The organism is Bacillus sp. FSL K6-1106, assembly GCF_038005245.1.
GTDB lineage: Bacteria > Bacillota > Bacilli > Bacillales > Bacillaceae > Bacillus > Bacillus altitudinis.
Genome location: NZ_JBBOSV010000001.1, coordinates 1,314,817 through 1,340,173, shown reverse-complemented (window position 1 = coordinate 1,340,173; position 25,357 = coordinate 1,314,817). Strand labels below are relative to the sequence as shown.

The following is a 25,357-nucleotide window of genomic DNA, read 5'->3' as shown; positions in this document are numbered from 1 at the left end:
TTGAACTCATTGATCAAACACGAGATATGAGGCTAAAAGCGCTCTAACCGTATAGGTAAATGTAAGCATTTTCTTTTCTAAACCTGCCAGCCTATTTTGGTTGGATAGCGCTTTCAAAAAGCGAGAATTTTGCAACGAAGGGGAATCTTTTTAAAAAGGGGAGATTGAACATGACAGCAACAAGAGGTCTTGAAGGTATCGTGGCAACAACTTCATCCGTAAGCTCAATTATTGATGATACTCTTACTTATGTAGGGTACAATATCGATGATTTAACTGAAAAAGCGACTTTCGAAGAAATTGTCTACCTGTTATGGCACTTAAAGCTGCCGAATGAGCAGGAGCTAAGCGAGTTAAAGCAGCAGCTCAATGAAAATGCTCATATTCCGCAAGAGATCATTGAGCACTTTAAATCTTATTCGCTGGATGGGGTTCATCCAATGTCTGCGATTCGTACAGCGGTATCCTTATTAGGTTTACTTGATGACGAATCAGAGATTATGGACAAAGAAGCGAATTACAGAAAAGCCATTCGCTTACAAGCGAAAATTTCTGGACTTGTCGCTGCATTCTCACGTATTCGAAAGGGACTTGAGCCTGTACAGCCAAAAGAAGAATACAGCTATGCTGCAAACTTCTTATATATGCTAAACGGCGAAGAGCCTTCACCAGTAGAAATTGAAGCGATTGATAAAGCGCTCATTCTACATGCGGATCACGAATTAAACGCATCGACATTTACAGCACGTGTATGTGTTGCTACACTATCAGATATCTACTCTGGTGTAACAGCGGCTATCGGCGCATTGAAAGGACCACTTCATGGCGGCGCGAATGAAGGCGTAATGAAGATGCTCTCAGAAATTGGCGAAGTTGAAAACGTAGATTCCTATATTCATGGTAAGCTAGAGAAGAAAGAGAAAATTATGGGCTTTGGCCACCGCGTTTACCGCCAGGGTGACCCGCGTGCAAAACATTTAAAAGAAATGAGCCAGCGCTTAACAAATCTCACAGGCGAGCCAAAATGGTATGAAATGTCTGTACGCGCAGAGGAAATCGTGACATCAGAGAAAAATCTTCCACCAAATGTTGATTTTTATTCTGCTTCTGTCTATCACAGTCTTGGAATTGATCATGACTTGTTTACACCAATTTTCGTGATCAGCCGATTCTCTGGATGGATTGCTCACATTTTAGAGCAATATGACAACAACCGTCTGATCCGTCCAAGAGCTGACTATATTGGACCTGATCTTCAAACGTTTGTTCCGATCAGTGAAAGAGACTAATGTTTATAGAATAGCGGAGGCTGATCCATCTAAACCAATCAGCCTCCATATCAACAAAAAACGAATCACGTGAAAAACTTCTTGGCTTGCAGACATCAAGCTTGGAAGTTTCAAATATTCACTACATAACCTGGGAGGTAATATCATTGTCACAAGGCGAAAAAATTACAGTTACTGGCGGCGTATTGAATGTACCAAATAATCCAATTATCCCGTTTATCGAAGGGGACGGAATCGGTCCTGACATTTGGAAAGCAGCATCAAGAGTTCTTGAAGCAGCTGTAGAAAAAGCATATAAAGGTGAAAAGCAAATCACTTGGAAAGAAGTATATGCAGGTGAAAAAGCTTACAATAAAACTGGCGAGTGGCTTCCAGAGCAAACACTTGAAGACATTCGTGAATATTTAATCGCGATCAAAGGCCCACTGACAACACCAATTGGCGGAGGAATCCGTTCACTGAACGTGGCACTAAGACAAGAGCTTGATTTATTCACATGCTTACGTCCAGTTCGCTGGTTCAAAGGTGTACCATCTCCTGTGAAACGTCCAGAAGACACAGACATGGTCATCTTCCGTGAAAACACTGAAGATATCTATGCAGGAATCGAGTATGCAAAAGGATCAGACGAAGTGAAGAAGTTAATCGACTTCTTGAAAAACGAATTAGGTGTGAATAAAATCCGTTTCCCAGAAACATCAGGTATCGGAATCAAACCAGTTTCTGAAGAAGGAACATCTCGTCTTGTCAGAGCAGCGATCCAATATGCGATTGACCAAGGCCGTAAATCTGTGACGCTTGTTCACAAAGGAAACATCATGAAATTTACAGAAGGAGCCTTCAAAAACTGGGGCTACGAAGTGGCTGAAAAAGAGTTTGGCGACAAAGTCTTTACATGGGCACAATATGATCGTATTGTAGAACAAGATGGAAAAGATGCGGCAAACAAAGCGCAAAGTGAAGCAGAAGCTGCTGGCAAAATCATTGTCAAAGACAGCATTGCAGATATTTTCCTTCAACAAATTTTAACTCGTCCAGCTGAGTTCGATGTTGTCGCAACAATGAACTTAAACGGAGACTACATCTCTGATGCACTTGCAGCACAAGTTGGTGGAATTGGTATCGCACCTGGTGCAAATATCAACTACGAAACAGGACACGCTATTTTTGAAGCGACTCACGGAACAGCACCGAAATATGCTGGTCTTGATAAAGTGAATCCATCTTCTGTTCTTCTATCAGGCGTGCTTTTACTTGAGCACCTTGGATGGCAAGAAGCTGCTGATCTAGTGATTCAATCTGTTGAAAAAACAATTGCATCTAAAGTCGTCACGTACGATTTTGCTAGATTAATGGATGGTGCAACAGAAGTGAAATGTTCTGAGTTTGCTGACGAGCTCATCAAAAACTTGTCTTGATTCTTAAACTTTAAAGTTAAAGGGGAAAAAGGAAATGGCAAACAAGCGTAAAAAAGTATCTGTCATCGGAGCAGGCTTTACTGGAGCAACTACAGCATTTCTAACAGCTCAAAAAGAATTAGCGGATGTCGTATTAGTGGATATCCCTCAGCTTGAGAACCCGACAAAAGGGAAAGCACTTGACATGCTGGAAGCAAGCCCTGTTCAAGGCTTCGATGCGAATATTACAGGAACTTCTAACTACGAAGATACAGCCGGTTCTGATGTCGTGGTCATTACGGCAGGAATTGCAAGAAAGCCGGGAATGAGCCGTGACGACCTCGTGTCAACAAATGAAAAAATCATGCGCAGTGTGACACGTGAAATCGTTAAATATTCTCCAGAAGCGATCATTGTTGTGTTAACAAACCCTGTTGATGCAATGACATATGCAGTTTATAAAGAATCAGGATTACCAAAAGAAAAAGTCATCGGACAATCAGGAATTCTTGATACAGCACGTTTCCGTACGTTCGTTGCTCAAGAATTAAACTTATCTGTGAAAGATGTGACGGGCTTTGTTCTTGGTGGACATGGGGACGACATGGTTCCTCTTGTACGTTACTCTTATGCAGGCGGTATCCCGCTGGAAACATTAATTCCTAAAGAGCGAATTGATGCAATTGTTGAAAGAACAAGAAAAGGCGGCGGTGAAATCGTCAACCTATTAGGTAACGGTAGTGCGTATTATGCACCTGCTGCTTCACTCGTTGAAATGGTTGAGGCGATCTTAAAAGATCAACGCCGCGTCATGCCGACGATTGCATACCTTGAAGGTGAATATGGCTACGAAGGCATTTACCTTGGAGTTCCAACAATCGTAGGTGGAAACGGCCTTGAGCAGATCATCGAGCTTGAGCTGACAGAAGAAGAAAGAAGTCAGCTTGACCGTTCTGTTGAATCTGTAAAGAACGTCATGAAAGTATTGTCTTAATATGAATAAAAAAGAAGGCTTCTCGTATGAGGAGTCTTCTTTTTGTTTACAAAGCCAATCTTGTCGAAATTTTAAATTGTTCTCTTGTTAAGCTTTCGTTAAAATGAAAGAGAAAGCATGACTTCTCGCTTTTCACATAAGATACAAAAAACCGGATGCAGGGGAAATCACTAATTGGAGGCACAACATGAATAAAAAAATATTAGTTGTGGATGATGAAGAATCAATTGTAACACTTCTAAGCTATAACCTTGAAAGGGCGGGCTACGATGTCGTCACAGCAAGAGACGGAGAAGAAGCGCTTGAAAAAGCAGCAAGTGAACAGCCTGATCTGATTGTGCTTGATTTAATGCTTCCGAAAATGGACGGCATTGAAGTGTGCAAACAACTGAGAATTCAAAAAATGATGTTCCCTATTTTAATGCTGACAGCAAAGGACGATGAATTTGATAAGGTGCTCGGTCTTGAACTTGGAGCCGATGATTACATGACAAAACCTTTCAGTCCTAGAGAAGTGGGTGCTCGGGTAAAAGCCATTTTGAGAAGAGCACAGCAATCTCAGCCGGCTCCCGTGCAAGAAGAGAAGGAAGAGATCATTGCAGACCAAATCAAAATTGGAGACCTGCGCATTTTACCTGAACATTACGAAGTCTATTTCCAAGAAGAACGTCTAGAGCTCACGCCAAAGGAATTTGAACTGCTTCTTTATTTGGCTAAGCATAAAGGCCGTGTCCTTACGCGTGATCTATTGTTAAGTGCGGTTTGGAATTATGACTTTGCAGGTGATACTCGTATTGTGGATGTGCATATCAGCCACTTGCGGGACAAAATTGAAAAGAACACGAAAAAACCAACATATATTAAAACCATTCGAGGCTTAGGCTACAAATTGGAGGAGCCAAAGCCAAATGAGTAAAGTGAGAACCCGCCTTTTTTCTGGGCTCATTTTTCTCCTGTTTATTGTGTTTGTTGCGCTTGGTCTTTTCTTGGATCATATGTTTCATATTTTCTATGAAACAAAATTAACCGAACGAATGGAAAAGGAATCGAGTTTTCTCCTTTCTTCTATGAATGTTGAAGATTTGAATGCGGAGCAAAACAAGAAGATTCTCAATCAAGCAAAGCAGCATCTCGATATGAATGCGTCGATTGTGGACGTGAAGGGGAATATCATACATACAACGGGTCAAGCAGAACAAAGGGCTGTCATTTTAAACACACTGAAAAGTGAGCAGCTCCAAACAAAAGGAACGTTCATTGAGGATGAGAAGGATGCGCTGTTTCATTATGCAGTCCCAATGATGAAACAAAACGAACCGGCGGGATATTTATTTCTTCATGCTTCATTCCAGCCTTTGAATGAGATTGATGGTCAGCTCTGGCTTGCATTAGCCTTTTGTCTTGGTTCGGCCATCATTATCATCGTCTTCTTTGGCTATCGCATGTCGATGAAGTATGTAAAGCCGATTGATTATGCCACAAAGGTGGCCAAACAGCTTGAACGAGGGAACTATGATACAAATAACTATGAAGAGCTGATCATTGAAACAAGTGAACTCAATACATCAATGAAGCGTCTGGCAGAAAGTCTTCAAGACATGACAAGCGCTGGCGAAATGCAGCGAGATCGTCTGCAAACAGTCATTGAAAACATTGGAGCGGGGATTATTTTGATTGATAAAATGGGCTATATTCACTTAGTCAATCGAACATTCCGCAAGCAATTCAAAGTGCAAAAACATATTTACATGCACAAGCTGTATCATGAAGCCTTTACCCATGAAGAGATTATTGAGTTAATAGACGAAATTTTCATGACAGAAACCAAGGTCCGAAAGTTTTTACGTCTCGCTGTTGACATCGAGCGCCGTTATTTCCAAGTCGATGGTGTTCCGATCTTAAGTACAGACGATGAATGGAAAGGGATTGTTCTTGTCTTTCATGATGTGACAGAAACAAAGCAGCTAGAACAGATGCGAAAAGACTTTGTCGCTAACGTGTCACATGAATTAAAGACACCGATCACGTCAATTAAAGGCTTTTCTGAAACACTTCTGGATGGTGCCATTGACGATAAAGAAGCGCTGACACAATTTTTGTCCATCATCCTAAAAGAGAGTATTCGTTTAGAAACGCTCATCCAAGACTTACTTGATCTCTCGAAAATTGAACAGCAGCATTTTAAGCTGAATATTCAAGAAGCCAATGCGACAGAAATCATTCAAGAGATTGAAGTACTGCTAAAACAAAAGGCTGCTGAAAAAGGCATTGACCTACAAGTGCGTGTTCCGAAAGAGCCGGTCTATGTCATGGCAGATCCGTTGAGATTAAAACAAATTTTCCTCAACCTGATCAATAATGCCCTCACCTATACACCAGAGGGAGGAAGTGTCACGATCACAGCAAGACAGAGGAAAGACAGCTATGAATTTGATGTAGCAGATACAGGGATCGGTATGAAAAAGAGTGAGATTCCAAGAATATTCGAGAGATTTTATCGAATTGATAAAGATAGAAGTAGAAACTCAGGCGGTACAGGGCTTGGTCTTGCCATTGTCAAACACCTTGTCGAAGCACATGAAGGAACGATTTCTGTTCATAGCAAACAAGGCAAAGGGACGACGTTTACCGTGAGTTTAAAGTCAAAATAGAGAAGAATGGAAAGTGGCGTTAAAATTTACATGATCTTTACAATGAATTCATGTTTTGTTAATCAATCATTGGTAGGATGAATAGGAACCCCTTCATCCAAGGAGCCAATTTTGGAAGGACGAAAACACTTGTTGTTTTCGTCCCTTTTTTATGCAGGCTCGTCTATTTTCTTTTCAAAATAAACTTTGATAAAATGAACATACAATGTGCGAAAGAGACGGCTGAGCCGGCTCAGTCGATGGAGGATTAAAAGATGACAGATCAAAAGAAATTAGTACTTGTGGATGGAAACAGTCTCGCTTATCGAGCCTTTTTTGCTTTGCCGCTATTATCCAATGATAAAGGCGTACATACAAATGCCATTTATGGCTTTGCGATGATCTTAATGAAGATGCTGGAAGACGAGAAGCCGACTCATATGCTCGTAGCATTTGATGCGGGTAAAACCACCTTCCGTCACGAGACCTTTAAGGAATATAAAGGCGGAAGACAAAAAACTCCGCCAGAACTATCAGAACAAATGCCGTTCATCCGTGAGCTATTAGATGCTTATCAAGTGAAAAGGTACGAGCTTCCGCAATACGAGGCGGATGACATTATCGGCACACTGGCTGTAGAGGCAGAAAAGGACGGCTTTGAGGTCAAAATCTTCTCAGGAGATAAAGACTTAACGCAGCTTTCAACAGACCATACAACAGTAGCCATTACGAAAAAAGGTATCACAGAAGTAGAATATTACACACCGGCCCATATTGAAGAGAAATATGGCCTCAGACCAGATCAAATCATCGACATGAAAGGGCTGATGGGAGACTCATCAGACAATATCCCTGGCGTGCCTGGTGTCGGTGAAAAAACAGCGATTAAATTACTAAAGCAGTTTGAAAGCCTTGAAAATCTGCTTGATCATATTGACGAAGTCAGCGGGAAAAAGCTAAAAGAAAAGCTTGAAGAATATAAAGAACAAGCGGTGATGAGTAAAAAGCTGGCGACGATTCTCGTAGAAGCACCAATAGATGTGTCAAGCAAAGAGCTCGCCTATGAAGGTCCTCACATTGAGCAGGTCATCTCGCTTTATAAAGAACTGGGCTTTCAAACGCTGCTAGAGCGTTTAGGAGAAGCGCCAGAATCAGATGAACCAGTAGAAATAGACGAACTAGACGTGAAGAAAATGACAGATGTCACGGAGGACATGCTGACAGATCACGCTGCACTTGTGGTAGAACAGCTAGGAGACAATTATCACGAAGCCGATTTGATAGGGTTTGCGATCCATAATGAGAACGGTGCATTTTTTATGACAAAAGAAGATGCTCTGCAATCTGAAGCGTTTAAACAATGGGTACAGGATGAAACGAAGAAGAAATGGGTCTTTGATTCCAAAAGAGCGGTTGTTGCCCTTAGATGGCATGATGTTGATCTAAAAGGTGTCGATAACGATGTCCTGCTCGCTTCCTATGTGGTCAATCCGCAGAAATCCTATGAGGACGTTGCAAGTGTGGCGAAGGAATATGGCCTGAACATAGCCCTTTCCGATGAAAAAGTTTACGGAAAAGGAGCGAAACAGGCGATTCCATCTGAAGAAGAGCTAAAAGACCATCTTGGAAGAAAAGCAGCAGCGATCTCTGCGCTGCATGATTTGACCCTTGAAGCGTTAGAAAAGAATGATCAGCATGAGCTGTATGAAGATTTAGAGTTGCCACTTGCCCTCATCTTAGGTGAAATGGAATCTCTTGGGGTAAAAGTGGATGTTGAACGTCTTCAGAAAATGGGTGATGAACTCACGAAGAAGCTGAAGGAATATGAAGAAACCATTCATCGGTTAGCAGGAGAAACATTTAACATCAATTCACCGAAGCAACTTGGTGTGATTTTATTTGAAAAATTAGGACTGCCGGTTATCAAAAAGACCAAAACAGGCTACTCTACGTCTGCGGATGTCCTTGAAAAGCTTGAAGACAAGCACGAAATTATTCGGTCCATTCTGCATTACCGTCAAATAGGAAAGCTGCAATCCACTTATGTGGAAGGCTTAATGAAAGTGACGCGCAAAGATACGCATAAAGTGCACACAAGATTTAATCAGGCACTTACACAAACAGGAAGACTAAGCTCAACAGACCCAAACCTTCAAAACATCCCGATTCGTTTAGAAGAAGGCCGAAAAATTCGTCAAGCGTTCGTTCCGTCAAAAGAAGGCTGGCTCATGTTTGCAGCTGACTATTCTCAAATTGAGCTGCGTGTACTCGCGCACATTTCTCAAGATGAGAACTTGATTGAAGCCTTTACGCAAGATATGGATATTCACACGAAAACAGCCATGGATGTGTTCCATGTCTCAGAAGAAGAAGTGACTTCCTCTATGAGAAGACAGGCCAAAGCTGTCAACTTCGGAATCGTATATGGAATTAGTGATTATGGACTGTCTCAAAACCTTGGGATTACAAGAAAAGAAGCAGCGGCCTTCATTGAACGTTATTTAACAAGCTTTAAAGGCGTGAAAACCTATATGGAGGACATCGTGCAGGAAGCAAAACAAAAAGGATATGTGACCACGCTTCTTAAACGCAGACGATATATCCCAGATATCACAAGCCGTAATTTTAATGTGAAAAGCTTTGCGGAAAGAACGGCAATGAACACACCGATTCAAGGCAGTGCTGCCGATATCATCAAAAAAGCGATGATTGATATGGCACGAAAGTTAAAAGAAGAGAATCTGCAGGCAAATCTGTTATTGCAAGTGCACGACGAACTGATTTTTGAAGCGCCAAAAGAAGAAATCGCCATATTAGAAAAAATCGTCCCTGAAGTCATGGAAAACGCACTTCAGCTCGATGTGCCGCTAAAAGTCGATTTCGCTTCAGGTCCATCTTGGTACGACGCAAAATAAAGAGAGAGAAAAAGGAGCGAGGAGCATGCCGGAATTACCAGAGGTTGAGACCGTCCGGCGCACTCTTCAGCGGTTAGTCAAAGGAAAAACGATTGAATCGGTCGATATCAAATGGCCAAATATCATCAAACGTCCTGGGGAACCGGAAGAGTTCGCTAGAAGGATGGTAGGAGAAACCATTCAAACCATTGAAAGAAGAGGGAAGTTTCTACTCTTTCATTTAGACCACTATGTGATGGTCTCCCATTTAAGAATGGAAGGGAAATACCGTGTACATGAAACTGGTGAGCCTTATGATAAACATGTACACGTCGTCTTTACGTTCACAGACGGTACCGAACTTCGGTACCATGATGTCCGTAAATTTGGGACGATGCATCTATTTCAGCCAGGCGAAGAAGAAAAAGAACTTCCGCTATCACAGCTGGGGTATGAACCTTTTTCAGACTCATTTACACCAGAATATTTATGGGAGCAATTAAAGAAAACCTCCCGCGTGGTCAAAACGGCTTTACTTGATCAAAAAATCGTGGTTGGCCTTGGTAATATTTATGTAGATGAAGTGCTGTTTAAATCAGGCATTCATCCAGAAACAAAAGCGAATCAGCTAAGTCTTGCATCTTGCAAGGTGCTCCACAAACATATTATTGACACGCTTCAAGTGGCTGTTGATGCAGGAGGCAGCACCATTCGCTCCTACATCAATTCACAAGGTGATATTGGGACTTTTCAATTACAGCTTCTTGTATATGACCGGCGGGGAGAACCTTGCCAGACGTGCGGCAGTATCATAGAGAAAACAGTGGTGGGAGGGCGCGGCACGCACTTTTGTGTGACCTGCCAAAAACGCCCTTCATAAAGGTAAGCCGTCAGCATGCTTCCTTTTTGCCATGCATACGATAAAAAACATTCTTTTTTCAGCAAGGTGTAGACTGACACACAGCCCACCTGCTCTTCATATAGTGAAGAAGAGTCTAAGGACGCCTAGAGACTCTTGATCATCGTTGCATGAACAGAAAGGAAGAGTACAGGTATGATTTCGTTTTCGCTTCTGTTTTTAGCTATTGCCGTCAGCATTGACAGCTTTTCTGTAGGTTTTACGTATGGTCTTCGCAAGATGAGGATTCCATTTAAAGCCATCGTTATTATTGCTTGCTGTTCAGGAATTGTGTTGCTCATTTCCATGCTGATTGGCAGCCTGCTCACGACATTCCTCCCTGTCTCAGTGACAGATAAACTGGGTGGAGGCATTTTAATTGCCATCGGACTTTGGGTTCTGTATCAATTTTATAAACCAGCGAAAGAGCGTGATTTGCTCCTTCATGAAAAAACACTTCTCAATGTAGAAGTGCAGTCTCTTGGGCTTGTCATTCATATTTTGCGAAAGCCTACAAGTGCAGATATTGACCGCTCTGGCACCATTAATGGAATGGAAGCGGTGCTTCTTGGAATTGCTTTATCCATTGATGCATTTGGTGCAGGGATTGGTGCAGCGATTCTTGGTTTTTCTCCAATTGTCATGAGCATCACGGTCGCTGTGATGAGTTCTCTTTTTGTATGCATCGGACTGCGTGCAGGTCATTATTTGGCCAATTGGCGCTGGATCGATAAACTCGCATGCTTACCAGGGCTGTTGCTCATTTTAATTGGGGTGTGGAAGCTGTAAAGGAGGAAACGAATTGACGCTCGTCATTGGATTAACAGGCGGGATTGCTAGCGGAAAAAGCACAGTCTCGCAGATGATAAAAGAGAAAGGCATTCGGGTGGTGGATGCTGATATCATTGCAAAAGAAGCGGTTTCTAAAGGATCGGCTACCCTTCATCAAATCGTTCAAACTTTTGGTGAAGAGGTTCTTCTGCCAAATGGTGAACTGAACCGGCAGCAGCTTGGAGCGATCATTTTTTCTGATGAAGAGAAAAGAAAAAAGCTCAATGCCATCGTTCATCCTGAAGTCAGAAAGGAAATGCTCGAGCAGCGTGATGAAGGGGTGAGCAACAATGAAACATTTGTTGTGCTTGATATCCCGCTCCTATTCGAGAGCAAGCTGGAAGGGCTAGTCGACCGCATCATCGTTGTGTACACGACGCCTGAATTGCAGCTGTCGCGGCTCATGAATCGAAACGACCTGAGCGAGGAAGAAGCACTGAATCGCATTCACTCCCAGCAGCCTCTTGAGGAAAAATGCCAAAAAGCAGACCGCGTGATAGAAAACACAAAAGATCTTGCTTTTATTAGAAAGCAATTAGAGAACATATTAAACGAATGGGAACATACAGATAAGTAAGAGTACATACAGTACTCTTCTTTTTTTATGCTTTTTTCGTCAATTTCATTGCAAAGAACAGCCCTTTTTTTGAAAATATACGTTTATATACTGGCAATTACATTCTAATGTGATATACTAATTTCATAAATAAATTTATTGAGTATAACACATAATAGAGGAGTGACCTGTTCATGAAGGTAAAAGCAGCGATCAATGGGTTTGGCAGAATTGGACGCATGGTCTTCAGAAAAGCAATGCTTGATGATCAAATTCAAATTGTAGCGGTGAACGCAAGCTATCCTGCCGAAACGCTAGCACATTTAATTAAATATGACACAAATCATGGACGTTACGAATGCGATGTGACAGCAGAAGATGACGCGTTGATTGTCAATGGCAAAAGAGTGCTTTTGCTCAATAATAGAGACCCAAAGCAGCTCCCATGGGGAGAGCTTGGGATTGATATCGTGATCGAAGCAACAGGGAAATTTAATTCAAAAGATCAAGCGATGGGCCATATAGATGCCGGAGCGAAAAAGGTCGTACTTACAGCTCCAGGTAAAAATGAAGACGTTACAATTGTAATGGGTGTCAATGAGGATGATCTTGATCCTGAAAAGCACGTCGTTATTTCAAACGCATCTTGTACAACAAACTGTTTAGCGCCAGTTGTCAAATTGTTAGATGATGAATTTGGCATCGACAACGGCTTAATGACAACGGTTCATGCTTATACAAATGATCAAAAAAATATCGACAACCCCCACAAGGATTTGCGCCGGGCAAGAGCATGTGCCCAGTCCATCATTCCAACGACGACGGGTGCCGCTAAAGCGCTTTCTTTAGTGCTGCCGCACATGAAAGGGAAATTACATGGACTTGCACTTCGCGTACCGGTTTCAAATGTGTCGATGGTTGATCTTGTGGTCGACTTGAAAAAAGATGTCACAGCAGAAGAGGTAAATGCTGCCTTTGCAACGGCTTCAAAAACATCTCTTGCTGGCATATTAGATTACACAGATGAACCACTTGTCTCCACAGACTTTAACACAAACCCTTATTCTGCTGTCGTTGATGGACTTACAACGATGGTGATGGAAGGCAGAAAAGTAAAAGTTCTTGCATGGTATGACAATGAATGGGGCTATTCTTGCAGAGTGGTTGATCTTGTAAAGTTTGTTGGTTCCCAGATGAAAGAGCTTTCAGCTGTTTGAAATGAAGAAGACTGAACGTCCCTTTTCAAGAAATGAGAGAAAATCCCACTAAAAACACAGCTTGCAAAATGGGTCTAAACAAAGTATACTATTTTTCGTGAACTTCTTGTTCGCAGACTCATTCGGGTATACTTAAAGGGTTAGGACCTCTTTGGACTAACTTTCCCCCGTGGTATATGTCCGGTCCGGCTGCTTAGAACTTCACTCTTTCATTCTTGTTTAAGGGGGGTCCATGATGGAAACAATCGGACGTCACGTTATCTCCGAGTTATGGGGATGCGACTGTGATAAACTGAACGACATGGATTTTATTGAAAAAACGTTTGTAAATGCAGCTTTGAAATCAGGAGCTGAAGTAAGAGAGGTTGCTTTTCACAAATTTGCACCTCAAGGAGTAAGTGGAGTTGTCATTATTTCTGAATCTCATCTGACAATTCACAGCTTTCCTGAACATGGTTATGCGAGCATAGATGTTTATACTTGCGGCGATCTAGATCCGAATATTGCAGCAGATCATATCGGAGATGAACTAGGTGCTGAAACAAGAGAAAACATCGAAATTCCTCGAGGCATGGGACCTGTACAAGTGAAACAGGCGCAAGCAAAAGCACTGTAAACATAAAAAAGATTGCAATGGGAGCTGGCCAAAAGCATTAAATGCCTTTGTGTTATGCTCCTTTTTATATTTGTTCCATACACGACATCCAGCATGATCCAACCTGTCTATACTTTTGTTCTAGGAAAACAAAGGTTTTTTTTATAAAATAAAGAAGAGGGTTTATGACAAAGGGGATACGTGTATGACTTTAGGACAAAAGCTCAAACGATTCATTTCAAATCATACAGAAACATCTGACCATCATCCAGTGTCAGAGCTGAAAAGCCATTACTACAAATCGACACAAACTCAAGTTTTCCAAACGGTAGAAGCCGTTCTTTCAAGAAACGATTCCTATCAAGTGACATCTGTTTCAGCAGAACGAGGTGAAATCAGCGCAAACATACGAACGCCGAAAAAAGCTTTTCTCGTGGCGACTGTCATTTCAATTCGTCCTTTTGAAACAGCTGTCGATTTTAATGTGACAACAGAAACAGCACTGCCAACAGACTTTGGCTACAGTCAAAAGGCTGTTTTGTCCCTTTATAAAGAACTAGACAAACAACTTCCAAGAAGAGATCGGAGCTGATGAAATGAAATGTCCCACATGTCAGCACCTTGGCACAAGGGTGCTTGATTCAAGACCAGTAGATGAAGGGAAGTCCATCCGTCGGAGAAGAGAGTGTGAAAGCTGTCAATTTCGCTTCACGACGTTTGAAAAATTAGAAGAATTGCCATTGATTGTGGTGAAAAAAGAAGGAATTCGAGAAGAATTCAGCCGGGAAAAGATGCTGAGAGGCCTCATCAAAGCATGTGAAAAACGTCCTGTCGCTTTAAAACAGCTCGAGGATGTCTGCTTTAACATCGAGAAGGAATTGCGTAACCAAGGCATGTCAGAGGTGAAAAGCGAGCTTGTAGGGGAAATGGTGATGGACGAGCTGGCGAAAATTGATGAAGTGTCTTACGTCAGGTTTGCCTCGGTATACCGTCAATTTAAAGATATCAATGTATTTATTGATGAATTAAAAGATTTATTAAAGAAAGAACGCTAAAAAAGAGCTGAAGATTCTTCATGCTCTTTTTCCTGCGTAAAGCGTAAAACGCAAAAAGAGTGTACAATGAAGACAACCGTATTAAGGGAGGATCAGCATATGACAGAGCATTGGAAGGAAGTGCTAGCCGTCGATCCGTATGTCGTCAAAAGCGCTTCATTGCTCGGTGACATCGATAGACAGCTTATTACTCTTTTATATCAGCCGCTAATTGGCATGTCCGCTTTCAGTTTATACATGACGCTGTGGGGAGAGCTGGAACAAAATCGAATGTGGGGGAAACCCGCACCTCACCGTCAGCTGATGGTGATGCTGCAAACGAATTTAAATGATATTTTTGAGGAGCGCTTAAAGCTTGAAGCGATCGGATTACTCCGCACATATGAACAGGAAACGGAAGAAGGCAGACTGTTTACATATGAGCTCGTGCCGCCGCTAAGACCGGATGAATTTTTCCAAGACGGTATGCTGAATGTCCTTTTGTATCATCGGGTAGAGAAAGCTAAATATATGCAGCTTCGTGATTATTTTTCTTATCCAGGAGTTCCTGCTGATGCAAAGAACATCTCCCGATCGTTTGAAGAAGTGTTTCACGTCTTGCAGCCAGGAGAGCGCAAGATGACAGAGGAAATCAATCAGGCGTCATCGCTTGACGAGGGCTACGAATATGTGACAGTTGGCTCAAGTCAGCCTGCACCGCTTTCAGATGAATCTTTTGATTTTGATTTATTGTTAGCAGGCATGTCGGATATGATGATTCCGAGAAAGGCTTTGACAAAGCAAGTGAAAGAGACAATTAAGAAGTTAGCGGTCGTCTATGGCATCACCCCGCTGCAAATGCAAAATATTGTCGCAGCTGCCTGTGGTTCAGATCAGATGATATCAACTGAGGATCTGCGAAAAGCAGCGAGAGACTGGTATCAAATTGAATACAGAGGCGAACAGCCGAAGCTGATTGATCAAAAACAGCCAAGGCATTTACGTCACAATGTCACGCAGAATTCAGGTGCAGATGCGCCTGATGCGAAATTGATTGAAAAGCTTGATCATATTTCGCCTAGAGAGCTTCTAAAAGATATGGCAGATGGCATTGAGCCGACGTATGCAGACTTAAGAATTGTTGAAGATATTATGCTTGAGCAGCAGCTAGAGCCTGGGGTCATGAATGTCCTGATCTACTATACACTGCTAAAAACCGATATGAAACTGTCCAAAACATATATGCAGAAAATCGCCGCTCACTGGGTGCGAAAGAAAATCAAAACCGTGGCAGCTGCAATGAAAATTGCCAAAGAAGAAAATAGGCAAATGACAGAATGGGCGCAGCAAAAAAATAAGCGTCAATCATATGGATCAGGAAAAGTGATCCGCGAGGAGAAGCTGCCTGACTGGATGAAGGAAGCTGAAACGAAAGAACAGCCAAAAGAACAGACAGATAACTTGTCTACAGAGGACCTCGAACGAGAAAAAGAAAAATTGTTAGATCAGTTTAATAATATGAAAAAGTACAATGCACATTAATGTGAGGTGAGATGGAGATGAAACCGATCGGTCGTTCATTTGATCAGCTAAAAGGACGGGTAGATTTTCGCGTGAGATACAATCAGATTAAAGAAAGTGTCCTAGCTGATGAAGATGTAAAAGCTTTTTTAAAGGAGCATCAAGAGGACATCCAAGAAGACATGATCAATCGCAGCTTGAACAGGCTCTTTGAATATGTACAGCAATCAAAGGGCTGTTCTTACTGCTTAGAGGAAGAGAATGTAAATGTCATTTTAGACGGGTATCACCCGAAGCTTGTGATCAAAGGTCAGAGCATTGATATTGAATATTCCCCTTGTCCTGTCAAACTGCGGCTTGATAGACAGAAAAAACAGCAAGAACTCATGAAAAGCATGTATATTCCGCAGAATGTTCTTCAAGCGACGTTTGCTGATTTAAATGTGGTTGGAAGACAAGAAGTCATTCAAAAAGTAGGTCAATTCCTGCAAAGTTATGATGAAACAGGTAAGGGAAAAGGCCTCTATTTACATGGAAAGTTTGGGGTCGGAAAAACATTTATTCTGGCAGCGATTGCGCAGCAGCTAGCGGTAAAAGAGTATCCATCTCTCCTTGTATACGTGCCTGAATTTGTGAGAGAGTTAAAGAATTCGTTAGCCGATCATACACTCGAAGAGAAGCTGAATATGGTCAAATCAACACCAATTTTAATGCTTGATGATATTGGAGCAGAGTCGATGACAAGCTGGGTACGAGATGAACTTTTAGGAACAATCTTGCAATACCGCATGGCAGAGCAGCTGCCGACTTTTTTCTCTTCTAATTTCTCACCGAATGACTTAAAGCATCACTTTACGTACTCACAGCGCGGGGAAAAAGAAGAGGTGAAGGCAGCTCGATTAATGGAACGTATTCTCTACCTAGCTGAACCAGTTCTGCTTGAAGGGGAAAATCGCCGTCATTTATAAAAAGATAGGTCACGTGAAGGGGAGCGGATGAAATGAATAAAAGAAAATGGCTGCTTTTCCTCGTGATTGGCGTTCTAGCTGCTGTGCTATGGTGGCTCAACAAACAGCATCTTCAACTGTCGCCGAAAGATGTGAAGAATTGGATTCTTCAATTTGGGATGCTAGCTCCCTTTGTCTTTCTTTTCTTATCACTTTTTCGTCCATTTGTGCTTGTCCCTCTCACCGTCTTTTCGCTAGCAGCAGGTTTGGCATTCGGCAGTGTCCTTGGGACCATTTATGCCTTAGCTGGTGCGACAGCAGGTGCAACAGGGTCTTTCCTGCTTGCCTCAACCTTCCGTTCAAACAAGCAGGAAACCGAATCAAGCAATCGGAAGCTAAAAGCGGTGACGTCCCGTATTCAAGAGCATGGATTTATTTATATCCTCTTATTACGCATTGCGCCCATTCACTTTGATTTTGTCAGTTATGCCGCAGCAGCTTCACGTGCGAATTATCGTGCATTTGCGGCAGCGACTTTTTTAGGATTAATACCTGGTACTGTGGCGTTAAATGTCCTTGGATCAAGCTTTGTGAGCGGAAATTATGCCGCCTTAGCGATTGTTTGTTTGATTTATTTGATCTTTATCTCAGTGCCACTGATTTTAAAAAGAAAGATGCCTGATTTATTTTAGGCGTCTATTTTTTATGTTCTCCCCATATATATGTAACAGATGTCGTTAGGGGGGACAAACATGCTTGAAATAATCTTTGAAGATGAATATGATACCGCCGCTTTTTTACATCTTGCTGAACACTTGGACAGTCGGCATCACATTTCGATTCAACAAGGGAAAGACCGGCTTCTCATAGAAGCGAAGAAATCAGGAGAAGCCATAGAGCACATTGTGCAGACATTACTGATTCACTTTTTTTTGGAATGCAAAGAAAATGAACGCATGCGCAGCATCCTTGAAAACACATACTTATTTAAAGATCCAGAAGAGCAGCACCAAATTCTTTCAATCGCCCATAGCATCATGAAAGGGGATCTAGATGATATTCCTGGAATTCATCAAGACCCACCGAGGGAGGATCTGTTAAAAAAAGAGCTTGAGACGATTTCTTTACAGAAAGGTGTTTTTTCCATTGGTTCATTTATGACATTTAGGCTCTCAGCGTATGACAGAAGGCTGAAGAACTATGTTGAAGTATCCATCGAAGAATATAAAATGGAACAAGAATATCAAAACTTTATTCAATCCCTTCGAGACTATGTGATGTCAAGAGAACCTAAGCTTGAAAAAGTACATGTTGTGCATCAGGACCGCCTGATGATTTGGGAATTTCGGTACGCTTCTGAGCGTGATCAAAAACAATACATAGACAGACAGTTTGTAAGAGAGCATCCAATGTATATTGATTCGCAGTTGATTGCACCGCTTGTATCCATTGCGCCACAAAAGATTGACCTATTTACAGATGATACAGGTCACTCGATGGTGCAAACCATTCAAAATATTTTTCAAGAAAGAGTTGAGGTATTCCCTCTTCATTCGTTTCAGGAACAGCATGTTCAATTTGTTCCTAGTCATTTGGAAAAGAAAAGTGAAAAGCTTTCTTGATTTTCACGAAAAAACGTTTTATAATACGGTGTAACTTCATACAGAGACCGTATTGATAAGGACATGAACAAATGAACACCCGCTTAAAGAGAGGGAAGCCGTGGCTGAAAGCTTCCTAGCAGAGGACCATTTGCTTTACCACCTTTGAACATCAGCTGTGAACTGTTTAGTAATAGCTGACGGGAATTCCCGTTATTGAACCACAAGCCGTATTTGCTTTTGACAAAGCAAGCTGCAAATACGGGAAAAAGGGTGGAACCACGATTCCGTTTATTCAACCTCGTCCCTTTCCAGGGGGCGGGGTTTTTATATTGCCAAAAAAAGGAGTGACTAGAGATGTCAGAACAAATTCAACTTACATTTCCAGATGGAGCAGTCAAGGAGTTTGACAAAACAGCTACAACAGAAGACATCGCGGCATCAATTAGCCCAGGCCTAAAGAAAAAAGCGCTTGCCGGTAAATTGAACGGCAAAGAAATAGATCTGCGTACGCCGCTGTTAGAAAGTGGAACAATCGAGATCATCACAGATAAGAGTGAAGAAGCGCTCGATATTATGCGACACAGCACAGCGCATTTGCTTGCACAGGCAATCAAACGCATTTATGGAAAAGAGCATCACGTCCAGTTTGGCGTAGGCCCTGTCATTGAAAATGGCTTTTACTATGATGTCGATATCGATGTAGCGATTACACCTGAAGATTTACCAAAGATTGAAAAAGAAATGAAAAAAATCATTAACAGCAATTTGCCGATTGAGCGCATTGAAGTTTCAAGAGAAGAAGCGAAAGCACGCTTTGAAGCAATTGGCGATGAATTGAAGCTAGAGCTGTTAGAAGCAATCCCAGAAGGCGAAGCCGTCACAATTTATGAGCAAGGTGAATTCTTCGATCTATGCCGCGGTATTCACTTGCCGTCTACAGGGAAAATCAAAGAATTCAAGCTGTTAAGCCTTGCAGGTGCTTACTGGAGAGGCGACAGTAACAACCAAATGCTTCAGCGTATTTACGGAACAGCTTTCTTCAGCAAAGAAGAATTAAACGAGCATTTACGTCTGCTTGAAGAAGCAAAAGAGCGTGATCACCGTAAATTAGGCAAAGAATTGAAACTGTTTGCGAACTCTCAAAAGGTGGGCCAAGGTCTTCCGCTCTGGCTGCCAAAAGGGGCCACAATTCGCCGCGTCATTGAGCGTTATATTGTTGATAAAGAAGTACGCCTTGGTTATGAGCATGTGTATACACCCGTTCTTGCGAGTGTAGAATTGTATAAAACATCAGGCCACTGGGCGCATTATCAAGAAGACATGTTCCCTGTGATGGAAATGGACAATGAAGATCTTGTTCTCCGTCCAATGAACTGCCCGCACCATATGATGATTTATAAAAATGAACCGCATAGCTATCGTGAACTGCCAATTCGGATTGCAGAGCTTGGAACAATGCACCGCTATGAAATGTCAGGCGCTTTATCCGGCCTTCAACGTGTTCGCGGGATGACATTAAACGATGCCCATATCTTTGTTCGTCCAGATCAAATCAAAGATGAGTTCATCCGAACAGTTCGTTTAATTGAAGAAGTCTATCAAGACTTCGGCTTAAATGATTATACGTTCCGCTTATCTTACCGTGATCCAGAGGATACTGAGAAGTATTTTGATGATGATGCGATGTGGAATAAAGCACAGTCTATGCTGAAAGATGCAATGGACGAGCTTGGGCATGACTACTATGAAGCAGAAGGCGAAGCGGCATTTTATGGTCCGAAGCTTGACGTCCAAGTAAAGACAGCTCTTGGAAAAGAAGAGACTTTGTCTACTGTACAGCTAGACTTCTTACTTCCAGAGCGTTTCGATCTCACATATATCGGAGAAGATGGAAAACACCATCGTCCAGTTGTCATTCATAGAGGAGTTGTGTCCACAATGGAACGCTTCGTTGCCTTCTTAATTGAAGAATACAAAGGAGCTCTTCCAACATGGCTGGCACCTGTACAATTCCAAGTCATCCCGGTTTCACCATCTGTCCATCTAGATTACGCGAAAAAAGTGCAAGAACGTTTGCAGCTTGAAGGACTGCGTGTAGAACTAGACAGTCGTGATGAAAAAATAGGGTACAAAATTAGAGAAGCGCAAATGCAAAAGATTCCGTACATGCTGGTTGTCGGTGATCAAGAAGCAGAAAATGGCGCAGTCAATGTAAGAAAATATGGGGAACAAGATTCAGAAACAATGGACCTCGAAGCTTTTGTGAAACATGCAGTCGCAGAAGCAAAAAAATAATGAAGGCGAACGAAACAGTCAGTGATCTCATCTAATGAGGTTGCTGGCTTTTTTCTTATGGAAAAAAATTCTCCACTAGTGATCCAATTGCGCAAATGATACGTTTAGATAGTACGAAAGTATGGGTAAGTATGTACTATTAGAGAGAGGTAAATGGGGGGAATGAAAGCAATGATTCAAACAACAAATACTGTATCAACACAAGTATTGGAGCAATCAGCTGTGCTTCGTGCGCTAGAGCACTCACTGGCGATGATTGAATTTGATGTCACAGGTAAGGTCCTATGGGTCAATGATATTTTTGCAAAAGCCATGAAATATTCAAAGGAAGAAATGATTGGTTTAAAGCATAGACAGTTTTGTCCTCCGCATATTGCAGAAGACGCAAGTTATCAAATGTTTTGGAAGCGTTTGAAGAATGGTCAAGTGTTTCAGGAAAAGGTGCAGCGGATCACGAAGTACGGTGACACCTTATGGCTTGAAGCGACGTATACGCCAGTGCTCGATGAAGAGGGGAATGTAGTGGCTGTCGTGAAAGTGGCAACAGATATTACAGAGAGAGAAAACACAATGAAGCAGGTAGTAGAAGACCTAAAGGATATGTCTGCAAAATTAATGGAGCGAGCGGAAATCGGCATCCAGCATAGTCAAAGTGTAAATGCTTCTTTTGAACATATCGCGAATGAAACTGATCAAAACATGAGTTTACTAGAAGGGTTAACAGAGCAGGTGGAGTCGATCAGCTCAATTGCTACAACGATTAACAGTATCGCTTCCCAAACGCAGCTGCTCGCATTAAATGCGGCCATAGAAGCTGCGCATGCGGGTTCCTATGGAAATGGCTTTAGTGTCGTCGCGGCAGAAATCCGTAAGCTTGCGACAGATTCAAAGGAAGCGATCGTAAAGGTGGATCGTTATGTGAAGGCGATCCATTTAGAAGTTGAAAAGGTCAGCACCGGAACAAGCCGTGCAAAGACAAGCGTGTTTACAAACCGGGATCTTGTCAAGCAAGCAAGCGAGGAATTCATGAATGTAGGAGAAGCAGCACGAGGCTTAGATCGTCAAGCACAAAGTTTAGCAGCAATTGTATAGCCGAAAACGAAAAAACACCCAATCTCGATCAGGAGAAGGGTGTTTTTCCTATGGTTTATTTTAAAATATCAAACAATTCGTGTAAGTCTTTAATTTCATAATCTGGTGTCACATCTGTTTCATTTTTCTTGCCATGACGATTGATCCAAACGGTTTGGATGCCAGCGCGAGAAGCGCCGAGAATATCTGTTTTTGGATTATCTCCTACCATGATGACGTCATCTTTTGTGAGATTTAACAGCTGAAGGCAGTGCTCAAAGATGCCAGGATCAGGCTTTCCTTTTCCGTAATCTCCTGAAATCACAATTTCATTAAAATAAGGGGCAAGTTCCGGAACACCTGCAAGTTTTTCTTTTTGCAGACTAGGATCTCCATTTGTTAAAAGGAGTAATTCATAGGTGCCCTTCAGGCGCTCTAAAACAGGATACGTTTCTTCATAAACATACGGGCGTTTTCTACGCTCTGCTGCAAAGAAGTCTGCTAAGTATTGACCAAATGCTTCATCGTCAATGCCTGCCTCTTTTAATCCGTTCGTCCAAGCATTTTTGCGATACTCTGGTGCAAGGGCGTTCAGCTTTTGAAAGCCTTCGCTAATCGGCTCACTAAAATTAGACCACAGTCCTTCAAAAGGATTAATGCCAATCATAACAGTATAATCATATGTTTCATAAGAAGAGTACAGCTTTCTTGCTTCTTCACGCACAATCTGTTCAAACGATTCTGGATCAAGTCCATATTTCTTTTCCGCTTCCCTGCATGTTTCCTGAAAAGTGGTATGAATGCTTTTTTCATCCCAAAGCAAAGTATCATCTAAATCGAAAAATACGGCTTTCATGATCTTCTCCCTTGTTATGTATGTAGTTACCCTCAATTGCATGTGACAGGCTCATGTTCATTTTACAATAGAAGTTTTAGAGTTTAAATAGATTATTTAGTAATAAAAAAAGTGCACAAAAATGTGCACTCTTACATTATTTTGATAAATCAATGGTCTTATACTTACCGCCAGTCCATCCTAGTCCTGATGAGACTTGAAGCGAGAATTTCTTTTCGTTTGGAACTTCAAAAGCAATTTTACCTTTTTTAGATAATTTAGGATTTATTTGTTTTAAGAAGAAACTTGAATCGGTATCATTTACATACATATTATTTGTTGCAAGTGATTTGTATTCTGTGCCGTCTTTGCCAATTAACCTGAACATCTCAGTATCTACCATTCTACCTTTTTTACCTGTATTTTTGACCGTTATTTCAACAATCACAAATTTGCCGTCTGTCGTTACATCACTCATATACTGTTTTTGTAAAGATTTCGCTTCTGTTACGCCGTTTACTTGATAAGTAAAGTCTTCGACTGCTACTTTATCTCCAATTTTATGCGTTTTTTCTTTATTATTTTTCTTTTCGCTACTCGTTACTGCATTTTTAGAACCAGTGTTTGATGTATTATCTTTTTTGTTGCCGCCCCCAGCCATACAAGATACAAAGATAATAATCAAAATGAGAATAATGATACTAAGACACCCAATCTTAAAAAACTTTTTCAAATAAATCCCCTACTTTTCCTTATTTTATTAAATGAATTTGAATACTTCTCCAATGATAAGTCTAAAGGATTATAAAATCAATCATTTTTTTGAAAAAATAGATATAATATCCTTTTTTATATAGAATATGATTTATATTTTGGTTTATTTTGTGTATACAACTTGATTTATATCGGTGTGTTAATGAAATATTGAAGGAATTGAAGAGACTTTATTTTCTTTTTAAATAAGTCTTGCCCAAATCGTTTCGTCATGCTAAAATGAAAAAGTTGTTTCAAGAGTTCGGTTACTTGACGGACAAATGAAAATTGTGTAGAATAGTTAACGAATTGAATAGATATCACAAGCAGAAGCACCCGCTTCTCACCTGATTGACACATGTTTGTAGTTGACAGGTTGACCGTACATTTATTTTTTCATGCAAATGTTCGCAGTGTGGGTGTTTTATATGCCCACACTTTTTGTTTGCCTGTAAAACATACAACGAAATGGTCAAAATGAATTGTGAACTCAATTCAAAATCTCATGGAGGTGGCTCACTATTAGCAAAGATCAATTAGTTAATGAAGGTATTCGTGCGCGTGAAGTTCGTTTGATCGGACAAAATGGCGATCAGCTGGGGATTAAAACCCGCCAGGAAGCTCTGGAAATTGCTACGAAAGCCAATCTTGACCTTGTGTTAGTTGCTGCAAATGCAAAACCACCTGTTTGCCGAATCATGGACTACGGTAAGTTCCGATTCGAACAACAGAAGAAGGAAAAAGAGGCACGTAAGAATCAAAAAATCATTAGCTTAAAAGAAGTTCGGTTGAGCCCGACAATCGATGAACATGATTTTAACACGAAGCTCCGTAATGCAATCAAATTCCTTGAAAAGGGAGATAAAGTGAAAGCTTCTATCCGCTTTAAAGGCCGTGCGATTACGCATAAAGAAATCGGACAGCGCGTGTTAGACCGTTTCTCTGAAGCTTGCGCTGAAGTAGCAACAGTAGAAACAAAACCTAAGATGGACGGACGCAGCATGTTCCTCATGCTTGCACCAAAAGTCGAAAAGTAAAAGTAACAGAGGGAGGAAACATCCAATGCCAAAAATGAAAACTCACCGCGGATCTGCTAAACGTTTCAAAAAAACAGGTTCTGGTAAACTTAAACGTTCTCATGCGTACACAAGTCACTTGTTCGCTAACAAATCTACAAAGCAAAAACGTAAATTGCGTAAGAGCGCAATCGTAAGTGCTGGAGATTTCAAACGTATCAAACAACAACTTGCAAACATCAAGTAATCTGGAATAGGAAACATAGGAGGGAATTACAATGCCAAGAGTAAAAGGCGGAACTGTGTCGCGTCAGCGTCGTAAAAAGGTTCTTAAATTAGCAAAAGGTTATTTCGGTTCAAAACATAGATTATATAAAGTAGCAAACCAACAGGTGATGAAATCTGGAAACTACGCTTTCCGTGACCGTCGTCAGAAAAAACGTGACTTCCGTAAACTATGGATCACTCGTATCAATGCTGCAGCTCGTATGAACGGTCTTTCTTACAGCCGTTTAATGCATGGCTTAAAGCTTTCTGGTATCGAAGTAAACCGCAAAATGCTTGCTGATCTTGCTGTGAATGACCTAAACGCATTCAACCAGCTTGCTGATGCTGCAAAAGCACAACTAGACAAGTAAGTCATATAAAAGATCATTCCGCCAAGGAGTGATCTTTTTTTCTCATCATGTGAGGTGAAATCAATGAATATCGCTCTGATCGTGCTGCTCATCTTGGTCAATGTCTATGGGTTTTGTCTCATGGGAGAGGATAAACGCCGGGCGAAAGCACACAAATGGAGAATATCAGAAGCGCACTTATGGAGTACCGCAGTACTTTTTGGTGCTGCTGGGTCATTTCTTGGCATGCAGTATTTCCGTCATAAAACGAAGCATCCTGCCTTTCAAATGGGTATGCCTGCTTTAATTGTTGTCCAATTGGTGATATTGGTCTATCTCAATCTCATCTGAAAAGGGAGCAGA

The 25,357-nt window shown here is 41.4% G+C and carries 25 protein-coding genes and 2 other annotated features; of the genes, 23 read left to right on the top strand and 2 right to left on the bottom strand.

The genetic code is table 11. The annotated features are described in order from the left end of the window. Nucleotides 1–170: 170 nt before the first annotated feature. The 19 genes from citZ (at nt 171) to MHI20_RS06910 (ending at nt 21,794) form a co-directional block, all read left to right on the top strand. A complete protein-coding gene (gene citZ, locus MHI20_RS07000; protein ID WP_008346063.1) occupies nt 171–1,289 on the top strand; it encodes a citrate synthase in 1,119 nt (372 codons plus the stop codon). A gap of 146 nt (nt 1,290–1,435) precedes the next feature. Further along, on the top strand, nt 1,436–2,707 hold the full coding sequence (gene icd, locus MHI20_RS06995) for an NADP-dependent isocitrate dehydrogenase (RefSeq protein WP_024424789.1): 1,272 nt from the start codon (nt 1,436–1,438) through the stop codon (nt 2,705–2,707). Between the two features lie 34 nt (nt 2,708–2,741). Continuing rightward, the gene (gene mdh / locus MHI20_RS06990) at nt 2,742–3,680 is read left to right on the top strand and encodes a malate dehydrogenase (protein WP_007501693.1); all 939 of its coding nucleotides are present in this window, start codon (nt 2,742–2,744) and stop codon (nt 3,678–3,680) included. A 187-nt stretch (nt 3,681–3,867) separates the two neighbouring features. Further along, nucleotides 3,868–4,596 (top strand): response regulator transcription factor, encoded by a 729-nt coding sequence (locus MHI20_RS06985; RefSeq protein ID WP_007501691.1) that lies wholly within the window; start codon nt 3,868–3,870, stop codon nt 4,594–4,596. Beyond that, entirely contained in the window at nt 4,589–6,331 is a 1,743-nt protein-coding gene (gene pnpS / locus MHI20_RS06980) for a two-component system histidine kinase PnpS (protein ID WP_017358268.1), read from the top strand. Before MHI20_RS06985 ends, pnpS begins: the two co-directional genes overlap by 8 nt. A gap of 254 nt (nt 6,332–6,585) precedes the next feature. Then, complete coding sequence (gene polA / locus MHI20_RS06975) at nt 6,586–9,225, top strand: DNA polymerase I (protein WP_340937333.1); 2,640 nt, start codon at nt 6,586–6,588, stop codon at nt 9,223–9,225. 25 nt (nt 9,226–9,250) lie between these two features. Further along, complete coding sequence (gene mutM, locus MHI20_RS06970) at nt 9,251–10,084, top strand: DNA-formamidopyrimidine glycosylase (RefSeq protein ID WP_159144991.1); 834 nt, start codon at nt 9,251–9,253, stop codon at nt 10,082–10,084. Nucleotides 10,085–10,258: 174 nt separating this feature from the next. Beyond that, nucleotides 10,259–10,891, top strand: coding sequence for a sporulation membrane protein YtaF (gene ytaF, locus MHI20_RS06965; protein ID WP_007501684.1), 633 nt, complete (start codon nt 10,259–10,261; stop codon nt 10,889–10,891). 13 nt (nt 10,892–10,904) lie between these two features. Beyond that, nucleotides 10,905–11,510 carry a dephospho-CoA kinase gene (gene coaE / locus MHI20_RS06960; protein ID WP_340937332.1) on the top strand — a complete coding sequence of 202 codons (606 nt, stop codon included), beginning with the start codon at nt 10,905–10,907 and terminating at the stop codon, nt 11,508–11,510. A gap of 173 nt (nt 11,511–11,683) precedes the next feature. Beyond that, on the top strand, nt 11,684–12,706 hold the full coding sequence (locus MHI20_RS06955) for a glyceraldehyde-3-phosphate dehydrogenase (protein WP_008346043.1): 1,023 nt from the start codon (nt 11,684–11,686) through the stop codon (nt 12,704–12,706). Between the two features lie 235 nt (nt 12,707–12,941). After that, nucleotides 12,942–13,322, top strand: a complete 381-nt coding sequence (gene speD / locus MHI20_RS06950) for an adenosylmethionine decarboxylase (RefSeq protein ID WP_003216492.1) — start codon at nt 12,942–12,944, stop codon at nt 13,320–13,322. A gap of 184 nt (nt 13,323–13,506) precedes the next feature. Then, entirely contained in the window at nt 13,507–13,893 is a 387-nt protein-coding gene (locus MHI20_RS06945) for a hypothetical protein (protein ID WP_041506740.1), read from the top strand. A 4-nt stretch (nt 13,894–13,897) separates the two neighbouring features. Then, nucleotides 13,898–14,356, top strand: coding sequence for a transcriptional regulator NrdR (gene nrdR, locus MHI20_RS06940; RefSeq protein WP_041506741.1), 459 nt, complete (start codon nt 13,898–13,900; stop codon nt 14,354–14,356). A gap of 99 nt (nt 14,357–14,455) precedes the next feature. Further along, a complete protein-coding gene (locus tag MHI20_RS06935) occupies nt 14,456–15,877 on the top strand; it encodes a replication initiation and membrane attachment family protein (protein WP_340937331.1) in 1,422 nt (473 codons plus the stop codon). A 17-nt stretch (nt 15,878–15,894) separates the two neighbouring features. After that, nucleotides 15,895–16,824: a primosomal protein DnaI gene (dnaI, locus tag MHI20_RS06930; protein ID WP_041506742.1), complete on the top strand. Its 930-nt coding sequence runs from the start codon at nt 15,895–15,897 to the stop codon at nt 16,822–16,824. 32 nt (nt 16,825–16,856) lie between these two features. Further along, nucleotides 16,857–17,495, top strand: a complete 639-nt coding sequence (locus MHI20_RS06925) for a TVP38/TMEM64 family protein (RefSeq protein ID WP_041506743.1) — start codon at nt 16,857–16,859, stop codon at nt 17,493–17,495. A 60-nt stretch (nt 17,496–17,555) separates the two neighbouring features. Beyond that, entirely contained in the window at nt 17,556–18,425 is an 870-nt protein-coding gene (ytxC, locus tag MHI20_RS06920; RefSeq protein WP_041506744.1) for a putative sporulation protein YtxC, read from the top strand. Nucleotides 18,426–18,468: 43 nt separating this feature from the next. Then, nucleotides 18,469–18,716, top strand: a binding site (T-box leader). Nucleotides 18,717–18,761: 45 nt separating this feature from the next. After that, nucleotides 18,762–20,702 (top strand): threonine--tRNA ligase, encoded by a 1,941-nt coding sequence (gene thrS / locus MHI20_RS06915; RefSeq protein ID WP_007501674.1) that lies wholly within the window; start codon nt 18,762–18,764, stop codon nt 20,700–20,702. Nucleotides 20,703–20,873: 171 nt separating this feature from the next. Next, nucleotides 20,874–21,794, top strand: a complete 921-nt coding sequence (locus tag MHI20_RS06910) for a methyl-accepting chemotaxis protein (protein ID WP_052472165.1) — start codon at nt 20,874–20,876, stop codon at nt 21,792–21,794. A gap of 55 nt (nt 21,795–21,849) precedes the next feature. On the opposite strand, the gene MHI20_RS06905 is transcribed toward MHI20_RS06910, so the two are convergent. Both MHI20_RS06905 and MHI20_RS06900 read right to left on the bottom strand, forming a co-directional pair. After that, nucleotides 21,850–22,629: an HAD family hydrolase gene (locus tag MHI20_RS06905; RefSeq protein WP_024718651.1), complete on the bottom strand. Its 780-nt coding sequence runs from the start codon at nt 22,627–22,629 to the stop codon at nt 21,850–21,852. 136 nt (nt 22,630–22,765) lie between these two features. After that, entirely contained in the window at nt 22,766–23,341 is a 576-nt protein-coding gene (locus MHI20_RS06900; RefSeq protein ID WP_256688577.1) for a DUF4352 domain-containing protein, read from the bottom strand. Between the two features lie 338 nt (nt 23,342–23,679). Further along, nucleotides 23,680–23,811: a sequence feature (ribosomal protein L20 leader region), on the top strand. 71 nt (nt 23,812–23,882) lie between these two features. Here MHI20_RS06900 and infC point away from each other — a divergent pair. The 4 genes from infC (at nt 23,883) to MHI20_RS06880 (ending at nt 25,345) form a co-directional block, all read left to right on the top strand. Continuing rightward, complete coding sequence (gene infC, locus MHI20_RS06895; RefSeq protein WP_024718649.1) at nt 23,883–24,398, top strand: translation initiation factor IF-3; 516 nt, start codon at nt 23,883–23,885, stop codon at nt 24,396–24,398. Nucleotides 24,399–24,423: 25 nt separating this feature from the next. Continuing rightward, complete coding sequence (gene rpmI / locus MHI20_RS06890; protein ID WP_003216324.1) at nt 24,424–24,624, top strand: 50S ribosomal protein L35; 201 nt, start codon at nt 24,424–24,426, stop codon at nt 24,622–24,624. Between the two features lie 31 nt (nt 24,625–24,655). Beyond that, nucleotides 24,656–25,015 (top strand): 50S ribosomal protein L20, encoded by a 360-nt coding sequence (gene rplT / locus MHI20_RS06885; protein ID WP_007501659.1) that lies wholly within the window; start codon nt 24,656–24,658, stop codon nt 25,013–25,015. A 63-nt stretch (nt 25,016–25,078) separates the two neighbouring features. After that, complete coding sequence (locus MHI20_RS06880; RefSeq protein ID WP_024718648.1) at nt 25,079–25,345, top strand: DUF1294 domain-containing protein; 267 nt, start codon at nt 25,079–25,081, stop codon at nt 25,343–25,345. The last annotated feature ends 12 nt before the right edge of the window (nt 25,346–25,357 follow it).

Excerpts from the sequence above, each read along its gene's own strand:
- polA (WP_340937333.1), top strand. The coding sequence starts at position 6,586 with ATGACAGATCAAAAGAAATTAGTACTTGTGGATGGAAACAGTCTCGCT.
- ytxC (WP_041506744.1), top strand. The coding sequence starts at position 17,556 with ATGCTTGAAATAATCTTTGAAGATGAATATGATACCGCCGCTTTTTTA.
- MHI20_RS06985 (WP_007501691.1), top strand. The coding sequence starts at position 3,868 with ATGAATAAAAAAATATTAGTTGTGGATGATGAAGAATCAATTGTAACA.
- MHI20_RS06955 (WP_008346043.1), top strand. The coding sequence starts at position 11,684 with ATGAAGGTAAAAGCAGCGATCAATGGGTTTGGCAGAATTGGACGCATG.
- rplT (WP_007501659.1), top strand. The coding sequence starts at position 24,656 with ATGCCAAGAGTAAAAGGCGGAACTGTGTCGCGTCAGCGTCGTAAAAAG.
- MHI20_RS06880 (WP_024718648.1), top strand. The coding sequence starts at position 25,079 with ATGAATATCGCTCTGATCGTGCTGCTCATCTTGGTCAATGTCTATGGG.
- mutM (WP_159144991.1), top strand. The coding sequence starts at position 9,251 with ATGCCGGAATTACCAGAGGTTGAGACCGTCCGGCGCACTCTTCAGCGG.
- rpmI (WP_003216324.1), top strand. The coding sequence starts at position 24,424 with ATGCCAAAAATGAAAACTCACCGCGGATCTGCTAAACGTTTCAAAAAA.
- speD (WP_003216492.1), top strand. The coding sequence starts at position 12,942 with ATGGAAACAATCGGACGTCACGTTATCTCCGAGTTATGGGGATGCGAC.
- citZ (WP_008346063.1), top strand. The coding sequence starts at position 171 with ATGACAGCAACAAGAGGTCTTGAAGGTATCGTGGCAACAACTTCATCC.
- pnpS (WP_017358268.1), top strand. The coding sequence starts at position 4,589 with ATGAGTAAAGTGAGAACCCGCCTTTTTTCTGGGCTCATTTTTCTCCTG.
- MHI20_RS06935 (WP_340937331.1), top strand. The coding sequence starts at position 14,456 with ATGACAGAGCATTGGAAGGAAGTGCTAGCCGTCGATCCGTATGTCGTC.
- MHI20_RS06925 (WP_041506743.1), top strand. The coding sequence starts at position 16,857 with ATGAATAAAAGAAAATGGCTGCTTTTCCTCGTGATTGGCGTTCTAGCT.
- mdh (WP_007501693.1), top strand. The coding sequence starts at position 2,742 with ATGGCAAACAAGCGTAAAAAAGTATCTGTCATCGGAGCAGGCTTTACT.
- MHI20_RS06910 (WP_052472165.1), top strand. The coding sequence starts at position 20,874 with ATGATTCAAACAACAAATACTGTATCAACACAAGTATTGGAGCAATCA.
- thrS (WP_007501674.1), top strand. The coding sequence starts at position 18,762 with ATGTCAGAACAAATTCAACTTACATTTCCAGATGGAGCAGTCAAGGAG.
- ytaF (WP_007501684.1), top strand. The coding sequence starts at position 10,259 with ATGATTTCGTTTTCGCTTCTGTTTTTAGCTATTGCCGTCAGCATTGAC.
- dnaI (WP_041506742.1), top strand. The coding sequence starts at position 15,895 with ATGAAACCGATCGGTCGTTCATTTGATCAGCTAAAAGGACGGGTAGAT.
- MHI20_RS06905 (WP_024718651.1), bottom strand. The coding sequence starts at position 22,629 with ATGAAAGCCGTATTTTTCGATTTAGATGATACTTTGCTTTGGGATGAA.
- MHI20_RS06945 (WP_041506740.1), top strand. The coding sequence starts at position 13,507 with ATGACTTTAGGACAAAAGCTCAAACGATTCATTTCAAATCATACAGAA.
- nrdR (WP_041506741.1), top strand. The coding sequence starts at position 13,898 with ATGAAATGTCCCACATGTCAGCACCTTGGCACAAGGGTGCTTGATTCA.